Below are 12820 nucleotides of genomic sequence, written 5' to 3'. Positions count from 1 at the left end.
ACGACATATATCAAGGAAACTACGCGCGATGAGCAAGGAAAAACAAGAAGCATTTGAAACCTTTGAGTTTGACCTGCCCCCGATCCGGGGTTTCCCGGAACTGCGCTGGGCCGGCAAGCGCCCCTTCCGCTCGACCCAGTATTTCCCGGCGCAGAAGAAGGAAGCCTACGGCGATCCGACTGGTGGTTGGTGGAACAAGATTTTCTGGGGAGACAATTTGCAGGTCATGTCGCACCTCTTGCGAGCGTTTCGCGGCAAGGTGGACCTTATTTATATCGATCCGCCTTTTGATAGCTCAGCTGACTATCGTCGTAAAATACAAGTCCGCGGTAAATCCGCGAGTTCCGACTACATAAGCTTCGAAGAAAAGCAGTACGGCGATATTTGGAACAACGACGAATATCTTCAGTTTATGTACGAGCGTATGACGCTCATGCGTGAACTCCTTTCGTCGACGGGCAGCATCTTCCTTCACTGCGATCCGCGCCGAAGTCACTTTCTCAAATTGTGTATGGATGAGGTGTTCGGCCAGAACCATTTCGTCAATGAGATAATCTGGAAAAGATCTGGCGTGCACGCATCGACCCGGGGCTTCGGTCCAGTGCACGATGTAATTCTCTTCTATTCTAAGTCTTCCTCGTTCAAATGGGCGCCTCAGTATGCAGACTACGATCAGGACTACGTCGACGGGTGGTTCAGCAAAACGGACGAACACGGACGAAAGTACGGGTTGGTGGTACTGTCTGCACCCGGTGAGCGGCTTGGAACGCGCGCTCACTACGCGATTAATGGCCGTTATCCTCCTCCCGGGCGGCACTGGGGGATCGTTGAAGAAAGGTTCAATGAACTGTTGGCGCAAGGGCTAATCGAGTTTTCTTCCAACGGGGTTCCTTATAGTCGCAAATACCTGGATGAAAGCCCAGGTGTGCCGGTCAACGATATCTGGACTGACACTGGTCACATCAAATCGAAATCCCGAGAAAACGCTAACTACCCGACTCAGAAGCCAGAGAAACTGGTGGAGCGAGTGATCGCTTCAACGACCGAACCTGGCGACCTAGTGTTTGATTGCTTCATGGGGTCCGGAACCACGCAGGCTGTGGCCCTGCGTTTGGGCCGCCGCTTCATCGGCGCGGATATTAATCTCGGCGCGATAGAGACCACGATTAAGCGGCTAAACGGTGTGCGCCACGCCCTTGAGACCGAGGCAACCGATCTCTTCGCCAACGATGATGAGTCAAAGCCGACGAAATTCTATACGGGCTTTGAGGTATACAACGTCAACAATTACGACCTGTTCCGCAATCCGGTCGAAGCCAAAGAACTCATCAAGGAGGCGATGGAGCTCCAACCCCTGTCATCTGGCAGCGTCTTCGATGGTCAGCGCGAGGAGTATCTCGTCAAGATCATGCCGGTGAACCGCATCGCTACAAGGGCGGACCTGAACGAGGTCATCAACGGGCTCGACTTCAAGGCTTTCGAAGCCCGCGCCGCCAAGGCTCCGAACAAGCCGGTTGAACGGATCCACCTTGTCTGCATGGGCCATGAGCCGGACCTTGGCCCCGAGCTCGAAAAGGCAGCCAAGCCCTTCGATATTGAAGTGATTGTCACTGACTTAATTCGCGACAAGACGCATCTGCATTTCAAGCGCGCTTCCGACGCTCGCCTGAAAATTGAAGGCGGCCATCTCGTGATCGCTGGCTTCTATCCGATGAACCTGTTGCAGAAGCTCTCCATGGAGGCCGATGCGGTGGAAGACTGGCGTCAACTCGTTGAAACAATCAAGGTTGACTGGAACTATGACGGCGCCGTGCTGACCCCGGCTATTGTCGATGCCCCAGAGGGAGAGGATCTCGTTGCGGGTCGATACCTAATTCCCGCCGACGCCTCAACAATCCGTGTAAAGATAACAGATCTCCTCTCGGAGTCGTGGGAGGGGGAGATCGAAAATGCCTAAGGAGAAGAAGAGGATCCGTCAGGACTTTGCCTTCTTCCAGGCGCTCTTGAATTTCTATGCCGATAACAACGGCACAATCCGTCGCCGCTATAAACAACTGACCAAGCAACTCCTGGACTTCAATGATCCGGAATTGCGGAGCGATGCGTATCTCCGTCAGCCACAGTTTGAAGCGCTGGAAATCTATGTTTTCCTGAAGGAGTTTGGGAACAACCGCCACGTCCATGACATGTTTCGCGAGTGGGCGAGGAATGAAGGCGTATTTGAAGACTTCCGCACGACTGGAGCAGACAGCAGAGGTCAGAGCAGTCTGCTCGGGTTTCTCGATCTTGAAGGTGAGGAGCAGTACGACGAGATCTTCGCCCGCCTGAGCGAGCGGGCGAGGTCTTATCCGAACTATATTTTCGCACTGACCATGGGGCTCGGTAAAACGATCCTGATGGCGACATGCATCTTCTATGAGTTCCTGCTTGCAAACAAGTTTGGCAGAGACATGCGCTTCTGCAAGAACGCCTTGGTGTTCGCGCCGGATAAGACGGTTCTTCAGTCTCTTAAGGAAATCCAGACTTTCGATCTCGGCCTGGTCGTACCTCCAGAGTATGCCAACTTCCTCCGTGCAAACCTGAAATTCCACTTCCTGGACGATACCGCCTCGACGATTGGTGCGCAGGATGGCTCTTCCTTTAACGTCATCATATCGAACACGCAGAAGATCATTCTGAAACGCCGAAGCGCAGCCCCTTCGACGACGGAAAAACTCTTCTCAGAGCGGACGGGCTCACTTTCTGAGGTCTATGGCGAGCTCTACGAAATGCTAGGCGAGGAAGCGCCTGAGAGTGACGCTGACCTTGCAGTCAATGCACGGTTTCAGCGGATAGCGCGCTTGCCTCAACTTGGCATCTATGTCGACGAAGCGCATCACTCTATGGGCGCCTCGCTCGAGAAGGACCTCGGACAGGCCAAGGATGCATCCGCGCTGCGGACTACTATCGACGAACTGGCGCGCGCCCTCGATGCGCGCAAGACCTCCGTTGTCGGCTGCTACAACTTCACAGGCACGCCCTATGTGAAAGACCGCATTATGCCGGAGGTGGTCTATGCCTACGGGCTGAAGGCAGCGATCGACAATAAATACCTGAAGCAACCGGAGTTCATTGACTATTCCGGCAACGTCAAAAGCAATGATTTTCTCCGTGAGCTCGTCACCGACTTCTGGTCGAAAGAGGGCGAGAAGCGCAGGGAAGGCATGTTGCCTAAGCTCGCCATTTTCGCATCCGCCATTGAAGAACTGACAGCCGAGGTTCGTCCAGCGCTAGAAAAGATCATGGCGGAGCTAGGCATCCCGACTACGCGGATTCTAGTGAATGTCGGAGATGACAAGCTTACTACGGGGGAGGATATCCGCGAGTTTAATCGTCTGGATACGCCAGACTCAGAAAAGCAATTCATTCTGCTTGTTGGGAAGGGCCGTGAGGGCTGGAACTGTCGCTCGCTCTTTGGTGTAGCGCTCTACCGGAAAGCCAAGTCTAAGATTTTCGTCTTGCAGTCGACAATGCGTTGCCTGCGTGCCATCGGAGACGTTCAGGAAACTGGACGGATCTACTTGTCAGCTGACAACATGAAGATCCTAGAAGATGAGCTCCAGCAGAACTTCCGCGTCACGACTGAGGAACTTGGCCCAAAAAAAGGGGATGAGTCAGAAGTTTATGAGGTGACAGCGGTGCCCCCGCCCGTGGTCCTGAAAATGAAGCGTCGACGAGAGTTGTTCAAAACGAAACGTAAGGAGACGCCGGACAAAATCAGTTTTGATTTATCCGAGGAGGTTCTTGAAAATTATCGTGCGGGCTTGCGTCGCCGCAAAAGCATCAACTCTGACAAAGGCACGTTAGAGGATATTACTGACCGCCTTCAGAACCGGACTTTCAGTGCATTCACGTTGATCGGTGAAATTGCACGATATTTTTCCGGGGACGGCGTATCGCCTTTTGCCATTGAGGGACTTCTGGAGAGGGCTTCGCCACCGACGGCCCGCCTTGTGGAGTTGGTAAACACATCCAATGACATTCTCTACGATGTGATCATCCCTACATTGTTTCGAGCATTGTTCGAAATTGAACCGTACGGACATGATTCCGAGGAAGAGATCGAACTGGTCAAAGGCTACAATGTCACGGCAAATCGCCCACCCACATTCCGGTTCAAGGCGAAGCCCCATCTCGTGGCCGGCCGCGACTATCCCGAATACTCCAAGCAACGTGATCGCACATTCCACCTCGACCACTATTGTTTCGATAGTCAGCCTGAAGTCGAATTTTTCAATAGCGTGCTGGAGCTCAATGCCGCAGATCGTATTTACTTCACTGGCATGCTCGTCCACGGCCAATCAGGATTCCGTGTGAACTATATTCATCCTGAATCTCATACCGTGTGCAACTATTATCCAGACTTCCTCATTATTCGTGAGAGCGGTGAGATATTTTTGATCGAGGTTAAATCCGCCTGGAAAGAGGACGACCCAGTGGTGATTGCGAAACGAGAGGCAGCAGAGCAACTGGCCGCTGGAAATCAGTTTCGCTACGCGCTCTTAACTAGAGATGATTTTCCTGGATTTTTGAGCCAGCAAGGTGGTTGGCAGGAGTATGAACGAGCCTAAAGGTAACTCAACGAATACTGGCGACATTTCGAGTTGAAAGAATAGTAGCTGCCTTGATTAAGGGCTGCCATATAAGGAAATAGTGCGGACTTTTAGATAAAAGCGCCGAAGGACGTTTTCATCATCGAGCCTTTCAACACGCACAGGGCGAGGGAGAGATGCTGTGTCTGCATTTGGAAAAGCGTTTGACATTCCGGGGGCGGAGCGAAGGTTTTTTAACCTGAGCTGTAAACCGAACGGTCCGAAAATTTTTGAATCATCGAGAATCAGCTGGATATCTCGCAGATGCCTCAACAGTTCGGTATGAAATTCGTGCAATCCCAGTCGCCCTCCGCCTTCGAACAATTTAATCGGATGAAGAGCGCAAGAATGAAGCAGCCAATCATCGCCAATGAAAAATCGTGATATCACGTCCCCGGAAAATGTTCGTTCGATCAGCTCGACTCCGTTTTGACAACCTCTAAAGACTCCACTCCGTTCGGAATGATAGTGACGCATCGACTTGAGCGGTTGGGAACCCGGATCAAAGGGCGCTTGATCCCTTTCGTAGTGCTCCAAAGGCACGACTGCGATTTGGAGCGAAGTAGCGCGCAGGTCAATGAGTCCACGCGCTTCTAATGCTTGGTTTTCGCTCTCAATCAAGTCCGCGGTGTCCTTCTCCAACGTTTCAATCTGTGTAAAGAAGGAGTGCACCCGATCCCTTGGTATGGGGGTGTTCTTCGCGCCTGTTCGGATGTAGAATCCGCCGGTCAGTTTGTTTTGATATGGTCGATTTCGATGATCTGGAAGATCTATGCGCGCAATGTAGCCATCTCCATCCAATTCAATGCAATTCACGCGCACGGCGTGCGGGACTGGCGTAATGTTGTCCTGGATTATAGAGAGAATTTGACGATGGAATGCGTCCCAGTTCTGCTTAATGGGTTGCCAGCCGGAAAAAACGCCCTTGCTCTCGCGAACACCCACAAAAAGATGGCCCGGGCCTGAATTTAGGAATGCAACAATATCGTTGATGAAATCAGCTTTTTGGTGTCGGCTATCAAGCTCGATTCTTGCCTTGAACTCGAAGGTTTGATCTTCAGAAATTTCTTGGCTCTGGATAGCTGTCAAGAATTGGGCGCCGGTGTCGTTCTCCATCTAAAGTGCTGCCTTTCTTAAACTTTCTTATGCGCTGCGGAATACTTAGCTAGCCGACGGTCGAGCCGCAATTTTGCGTTAGCTGATTTTGTTCTACAACTGTCGTGTATTCGGGTTGTTTCTGCAGATCATCTTTTGTGAAGTGATAAGATGTCTAAAGCATTTATGTCTTTGTTCGACTGGTTCGACAACAATTTGGTTGAAGATCTCATTGCGAGTGCGACCGCCCATGCACAATCTGAGGAGCAAGCGGATCAAGCCGCGAGCAACGCGCTAGAGAGACTAATTGCGGCGGTAACTCCAGAACTTGCACAGACAGTGCTTGCAGATTCAGCGAGGATGTTGCGCAAGAAGCGCCGTCAAGATCGACAATTTGAAAAAAGAAACGGCGACCGTTGGAGCAACGGCTTTGAGCGTATCGAGGTTGTGTGGTGTATCGCTGCTGATGTGGGGAGTAATTTTAATGAGACTTATCGCCCGGAAGCTATGCGCACCAATGACAGCGCTTTTGAAGCACTAACTCGTCTACACGGTCGTGGTCTTCTCGTGGCGCGTGAAGCCATCCATTTGATGAAAGGAGGGTATGCTGAAGGTGCATTGAGCCGTTGGCGGACATTACATGAGATACTGATTGTGGCAATGTTCATTGGAAAGCACGGAAATATTATCGCCGAACGTTACTTGCTTAGTGCCCATTTTAGATCACTTGAAGCGGCACTGCAGCTCAACAAGTTTGCGTCGCGCGCCAATTTGGACCCCTTCTCTAATGAAGATTTGGTCAGGTTTGAGGATACGTGCGCAACTATTGCGAAACGCTATGGAGATGAGATGTATGCAGAGTTTGGATGGGCTAAGCCGGCACTGCTGCCCCGCAGTGACAAGTGGAAGCCGCGCTTTGAAGATGTAGAGGCTTCGCTAGAGCTCGATCATTGGCGTCCCCGCTACAAATGGGCATCGCAGCACACACATGCAGGAAACCGCCATTCACATGCTTCCTTAGGTATGGCGGAGGCGAGCGGGGATGTGATCTTGGTGGGCCCCAGCAACTCGGGTATGACTGATCCATTGCAGATGGTCGCTGGTCATATTGGGAGCTTGACGACAACGCTGATACTGACTCGTAGAACAGCCGAAAGTCTCATCCTCGCCAATGTGCTTAAATTTCTTTCAGACGAAGTCGGCTACTTGGCTTTCGAAGAAGGAAAGGCGTCATTTGAAAAGGCTCTTAAGACTAAGCCTGGCAGGAAGTAATCTGCGGTCATTCATCGCCATTTCGGATGTTCGAGACCGCCGGGAGATATATGTGGGCGGACAGTATTGTAATCCTACGCTCTCGGTTATTCAGAATCTCGCGTAGTCCTTGGGCGTGTCGATGGCAGATTTTACTGTCGGGCTTAGACGGGATACATCTCCGATTGTCCCGTAGATCGCAGAAACTTATCTCGATGCTTAGGCATCCCCTTTGTCAATTTTCTCGATTAAAGCGCGCCGCATGTATGCGCCGTTCAGCACTTCAACTTCATCTCCTTCCTCCGCATCTAGTAGTGCACCGGCCAGGGGGGCGTTCACGTTAACTAACCCGCGCTCGATATCGGTTCGCTCTCGCGTAATCGTAATCACGATCGTAGCTTGATCGCCGTCGACGTACCGTACCCGAACCGTATCGCCAACACTGACACCCCCGGTCGTTCTTGTTGGAGATGGGGCCGGGCTGGTGGAAGTGGTAAAGAGTGGTCCGTACGCAGGCGTACTTTCGTCTTCACGAAGCCCATTCTCATGACCTTCGTTCTGTGACGCTGCCTCATCGGTGCTGATGTGCCGAAACTCAGCTTCGCGAGCGCGAAGATTTTCCATCCGAATAGAGAGGACTTCGCGAAGCCGATCCGCCTCTCGATTAGGATTAGAGAACCAATCAGTCGACCAAATCCGATGGAACTGCCAACCAAGACCCTCCAGAATTTCCTGACGCAGGCGATCGCGGTCCCGTGCTGACCTTGAGGAGTGATAGCTTGCCCCATCGCATTCGACTGCCAGAACATATCCATGTGGCCAATCAGGATGACGCACACCAATGTCTATGAAGTAGCCGGCAACCCCGATCTGAGGCACGGGCTCATACCCCATGGATTTTATTTGATTCATTACGAACACTTCAAAATCTGAATCCGGCTGTCGATCAGTTTGAGTACCCACGTCCAACATGCCGGTCGCGCTGTATTCTAGCCAACGCTTCAGCATGTATACGCCGGCATTTCCGCCTTCTTCGACCGTGATGTCTGCTGCCTTCATTGACGAGAAGGTGACGATCTTCTGTTTGGCGCGTGAAAACAGAACATTGAGACGACGCTTGCCCGCTAGGCCGTTGATCGGGCCGAAGCGGTGGGCAACACGGCCGCCTTTGGTTTCAGGACCATAGACGGTGCCGATGAAGATCACATCTCGTTCGTCGCCTTGGACATTTTCAAGGTTCTTGATGAAAAACTCTTCCAGGCCATCATTCTTTGTGCGCCATTTCTCAACAAACGCAGCGGCTAATCGGTCGCGATTCAAGGCGTCCTCGAACTCTTCGAAAATCAGCTCTCTTTGTTTCTGGTTCAGGGTCACGATCCCAAGTGAGCGGTCCGGATCTTCCTTCATAAACTGAAGCGCTGCATCCACGACGGCCCTGGCCTCGATTGCATTGGTTCCCGATTTGTAGAGTCCGTCTACGTATTGATATTCAACGCCCATATGCGCCATGTTCTCTGACGCGGACGGGAAAACAATCAAATTGTCGTCGTAGACGATGCGATTGGAGAATTTGATCAAGCCTGAATGCCTGGATCGGTAGTGCCAGCGAAGGCGCCGGGCTGGGCGGAAGGTTCCGTTCGCCATCTCCAGGATGGATTCATCCAGGACGTTTTCGTCGTCATCCACTTCATCATCTTCGATGAGCTTCTTGAAGAAGTTGCTGGGCGGAAGCTGGTTTGTGTCGCCGACGACCACAATCTGTTTCGAACGCATCAAAGCACCAAGAGCCGCTTCCGGTCTCATCTGAGAGGCTTCGTCGATGATACAGAGATCAAATTCGATAGCTTCTTTAGGAACATATTGAGCAACCGCCAGCGGCGACATCATCCAGCAAGGCTTGAGTTCCAGAAGGGCTCTTCCTGCCCGTTCCGTAAGATCGCGAAGTGAAATGAATCGCTTCTGTTTGCTGATCTCATTTTCGATGAGGGCCATCTGGGTCCAGGTCGATTTCCGTCCCTGACCATTTCCTCTGGGAGGCTTGGCATCCGCGTAGACTTTCGCACGCAACTGTTTTCGGCCTAGTTCAATGAGTTTTTTATCTTGCGCGGCGAGCTGGCTACGAAGTTCATTTAGTCGTCGGCCGGAGTATTTTGAGAGGGAGGCGCCATAAGTTGCGTAGACAGATTTCGCAAGTGAGCGTGTTGCAAGGGCAGCGAGTCTTTCGGCTATGAGACCCGCTTCACCTTTTGACAAGCAGTTATCAACGAGTGCGCTGCAACCGGTTTGATCCAAATCGTTAACAACGGCAGCCATAATAGAGTGTTTTTTCAGGCCTTCTGAATCGAGAGAAGCGGATCTTAGAAATTCTGCAATCTCCGCGGTCGTTCTTCCATTGGTAAAGTGGCCGGCATCCATTTTTGTCAGGCTGCAAAGGCTCGCCAGTCTTTGTGTCGCCAAAGTGATCGCTTCAATGCAGTCGCTGATCAGAACTTCGACTCGTTCAGGGTTTGCTGAAGCAAGGAGCACTGCTAGAGCCTGTGCGTTCGCGCTGGAAGATTTCGACCAATCGATCAGTGAACGTACAGAAGCCACAGCGGCTTCGCTGCCATCAAACGCAGGGCCAACCAGTTGTTTTGCCGATTCACTAGCTTGAAGCGCCATGCGGCCATCCAGGAGTGATTCAAGATCTTCTATCAGTTTAGGGAGGTGATCGCTCGTGATCTGATCCGGGCTGACGAAGCTTGCGACGAGACCTCGCAATTCGCGCAGTGCTTCCATATTCTGAGTTAGCTTTTGCTCTGCCGAGACGATCGCTGCTTCTAGAGCCGCGGGGGTCTCAGCTTTCAGATTTGGAGCGATGGCCGGGATTAGTGCCAATTGCGTTGTTTCGGCCGTCAGCAAAAATTTCTTCAGGGGGTGTGATTGAGGGCTGATGTAGGTCTTCTGGATTTTGCCGAGATATTCTGCGAGCCTCTCAAAAGGGGCGAAATCTGTGGCAACGCCACGGAAATGGATGCCAAAGAGGAGCTTGGCCTGGGCATTCTGCTCAAATTCATTCTCCTTCCGCCGGTAGGAGAGCAGCGCCTCCAGCAGTTCGACAGTAGCGCTTCTGTCAGAGGTGGGCGTTTTGAGTATGGTTTTTGACAGTCGAACCGCACGACGAGTGCGACTGGATAGGAAACTAAACGGTCCAGCTGTTTTGAGTGCTTCAACAGCCTCTGCTACGGCTTGTGCCGGGCTGTCGATATCGAAATTGATCGATGACGACAGGGCGTCTCTGGCCTCTTGCAGCGCCTTGCCTTCAATGCATAGAGAACGCAGCCGATGGGCTTCAGCAGCACCTGAGTTTTGTGCTGTCCGACGTATCAGGGCTTCATCACCTGCAGCTTCTATGAACGTGCGTGCTTGATGAAGGTCGTCGAGCTTCCACTGATCGGCGGTCTGATCGAAGTCGGAGAGCTGCTTTAGCCTGGCCAGAAGGACTTTTGCACCGCTGATTCCATTCGAGCGCTTCGCGAGATGAGACTCCAGAGTCGTAAGGTCTAGGTCGCGGAATTGGTTGGTCTCGCATACAACTGAAATCTTTCTTATTTGGTCCAGCAATGGCCGGTCGCATGGTACGCGGAACAGTTCCTGAGTTGTTGCTTCCCGTCGGCGGATAGCATCACTCAACTCGGCGTATTCTTGAGCGATGGCTCTGTTGGTTTCGTCGAGCAATTTGCGCGGACGTTCATCACGCAGTGAAAATCCCAACACTTTAAGACGCGAAAGCGCATCTCGAAGTTCCGCCAGAGTTTGCTGATTGAGGGAGTTGGTGAATCCGAGCGCGCTGAGTTCCTGATTTTGCCTATCCCATGTAGCAAATTGATCTGCTGCACTGCTTGCCAACTTACATGCGTCTTCAACATGGAAGATGTTCGCGTCTGCAAGCTGGGTGCCTTTCCAATAGTCCAGCGCTCCTTCTGCTTCGACGGATGCTTTGGCGATGTCATTTCCAAGCTTTTGAAGTTCAGCAATTCCTGTGCGGCTCAGATAGCGATCCGCAATGTTTGTGGCATCCCTGATCTCTTTCGGGACAGATTCCAGGACCGGTGAGCTTGCGATGCCTTTGGAAAGAATCTCGTGGATCGTGAACCCCGAGTTTCCAAACCGAGTTGTTGAAAGCTGGATATAGTTTGAGAGTTCAGATCTTGTCGCGCGAAACTCTTCAATTTTGCTGTTGTAATGCAGGGCTCCGCTCGGTTGTGACATCTCGATCCGTGACCGAACAGAAGCAATGACCTGTTCTCGCGTCGAGCGCTCCGCCTGCAGAGGCAAGAGGAACTCGCCAAGTCCAACAGCCTCCAGCCTGGCTTTGACCACGTCCAGAGCTGCTAGCTTTTCTGCAACGAATAGAACCTTTTTGCCGTCAGCGAGCGCTGCTGCAATAGCATTGACGATGGTCTGAGATTTACCTGTGCCCGGAGGACCTTCTACGGCCAGGTTTTTCCCGCTGGCGATATCAACAAGCGTGCTGAACTGAGATGAATCTGCATCAAGGACGAGGCAGGGGACTTTTTGCTCGATCTCCGGCTCATCAATTTCATATTCTTCCGCAAAGGGCGATGCGGCGTCGTTGTTTGTCCCGCCGAGAAGAGACTGGATTGTCTCACTTTCAGTGAATCTGGCATGAGAGGTATCTATATCATGATACATCGCCATTCTCGCGGAGGGGAAAACGCCGATCGCGATCTGTCGGCGAATACGCCAGGTGATTTCTTTTGGCGCAAGGGCTGCGAGTTCACGGAAATAGTCTTCGATTGACCCGCCTTCGAAGGCAGGGATTTCGATATTGAATTCGAGCTTCAGTTTTTCTGCCAAAACTGAATTTGCCTCAGGCTCGTCGCCAAGTCCGGCAATAATGTATTCGGCGCCATCTGGCGTCCTCTGCTTCTCCATTTGGGCGCCGCAGAGAATGATTGGCGCAAATGAGGTGCCAGATTGATTGGGTTCAGACCACTCAAGAAATCCGAATGCGACTTGGAGAACGTTAATGCCGGTTTCCTGAAGCCAGGTTCTGCACTTGGACGATATGTTGCCGAGTTTGCGCTCCAGGTCCTTGGGAAGGAGAAGGGTTTGGATGTCGTTATCGACGTGTCTGTCTTCACGATCATCTTCATCCAGCTCGGGCAATTCGTATGACGGCGTAATGCCGTTGTTCTTCGCGTGTTGGCCTAGGTTGATCTCCTTACCTTCAACGCGCGGCGGCATCCCGAGTTGTTCTCGAACACGATCTTTGAGTCGTCGCTCAATTTGCCTCGTCCGATCGAGGTATTCATCCGCATCACGATCGACTGCCTCTAAATCGCTTTGATACTTCTCATCCGTAATCCGTGCATTTGAGAGGGCATTGCGGAATAGCTTCGTGTCTTCGTCTCTAGGGTCTTCTTTGATGTCTGGCAGAGGTATTAATCGCATGCCCCGACCATTAGTCAGGTTGTAGAAAAGAACGTCAGGCAGTTCATCGACGACTCTGATATGAGCATTGGAGGCAGCCGTTAGCCTTGTCGAAATCAACGGATTCCGTCGGCTGAGATCTAGCAACTTTGGTTTGATGTTTTCGGCTTTCGCCTTGATGAGATCCAGAAAGTCTTGATCAGGCATGGGGCCAACGACGCTGTGTTTGAGTTAACGGAATGCGGCAACAATTGTCGCCAACCGCCTAAATCCACTTTGTACCCTAGGGTGGATGAATGCCGAAGTTTTCCTGCTGCCGATTCCAGAGGAATAGATTTTTCCTTGTTCGCGCATTTCCGCAACTCGAAATTGGATCTGCCCCGGGATTTCTCGTTCTAGGTCATCCT

The 12820-nt window shown here is 51.9% G+C and carries 5 protein-coding genes; 3 read left to right on the top strand and 2 right to left on the bottom strand.

The features are described from left to right. Positions 1 to 28: 28 nt before the first annotated feature. Both K1X12_RS17105 and K1X12_RS15135 read left to right on the top strand, forming a co-directional pair. Complete coding sequence (locus K1X12_RS17105) at positions 29 to 1957, top strand: site-specific DNA-methyltransferase (RefSeq protein WP_220988405.1); 1929 nt, start codon at positions 29 to 31, stop codon at positions 1955 to 1957. Next, a complete protein-coding gene (locus tag K1X12_RS15135) occupies positions 1950 to 4610 on the top strand; it encodes a TnsA endonuclease N-terminal domain-containing protein (RefSeq protein WP_220988404.1) in 2661 nt (886 codons plus the stop codon). Before K1X12_RS17105 ends, K1X12_RS15135 begins: the two co-directional genes overlap by 8 nt. Before the next feature lie 57 nt (positions 4611 to 4667). Here the strand turns inward: K1X12_RS15135 and K1X12_RS15130 are convergent, their stop codons facing one another. Continuing rightward, complete coding sequence (locus K1X12_RS15130; RefSeq protein ID WP_220988403.1) at positions 4668 to 5747, bottom strand: AlbA family DNA-binding domain-containing protein; 1080 nt, start codon at positions 5745 to 5747, stop codon at positions 4668 to 4670. 150 nt (positions 5748 to 5897) lie between these two features. On the opposite strand from K1X12_RS15130, the gene K1X12_RS15125 reads away from it, so the two are divergent. Then, positions 5898 to 6998, top strand: coding sequence for a DUF5677 domain-containing protein (locus K1X12_RS15125; RefSeq protein ID WP_220988402.1), 1101 nt, complete (start codon positions 5898 to 5900; stop codon positions 6996 to 6998). Positions 6999 to 7196: 198 nt separating this feature from the next. Here K1X12_RS15125 and K1X12_RS15120 read toward each other — a convergent pair whose 3' ends face one another. Next, positions 7197 to 12620, bottom strand: coding sequence for a PDDEXK-like endonuclease domain-containing protein (locus K1X12_RS15120; protein WP_220988401.1), 5424 nt, complete (start codon positions 12618 to 12620; stop codon positions 7197 to 7199). Positions 12621 to 12820 lie beyond the last annotated feature (200 nt).

It is taken from the genome of Hyphomonas sediminis, from assembly GCF_019679475.1.
Classification (GTDB): domain Bacteria; phylum Pseudomonadota; class Alphaproteobacteria; order Caulobacterales; family Hyphomonadaceae; genus Hyphomonas; species Hyphomonas sediminis.
Note: the sequence above shows the minus strand (reverse complement) of the source record. Positions and strands in the feature narration are given on the sequence as shown.

Excerpts from the sequence above, each read along its gene's own strand:
- K1X12_RS15120 (WP_220988401.1), bottom strand. The coding sequence starts at position 12,620 with ATGCCTGATCAAGACTTTCTGGATCTCATCAAGGCGAAAGCCGAAAAC.
- K1X12_RS17105 (WP_220988405.1), top strand. The coding sequence starts at position 29 with ATGAGCAAGGAAAAACAAGAAGCATTTGAAACCTTTGAGTTTGACCTG.
- K1X12_RS15135 (WP_220988404.1), top strand. The coding sequence starts at position 1,950 with ATGCCTAAGGAGAAGAAGAGGATCCGTCAGGACTTTGCCTTCTTCCAG.
- K1X12_RS15130 (WP_220988403.1), bottom strand. The coding sequence starts at position 5,747 with ATGGAGAACGACACCGGCGCCCAATTCTTGACAGCTATCCAGAGCCAA.
- K1X12_RS15125 (WP_220988402.1), top strand. The coding sequence starts at position 5,898 with ATGTCTAAAGCATTTATGTCTTTGTTCGACTGGTTCGACAACAATTTG.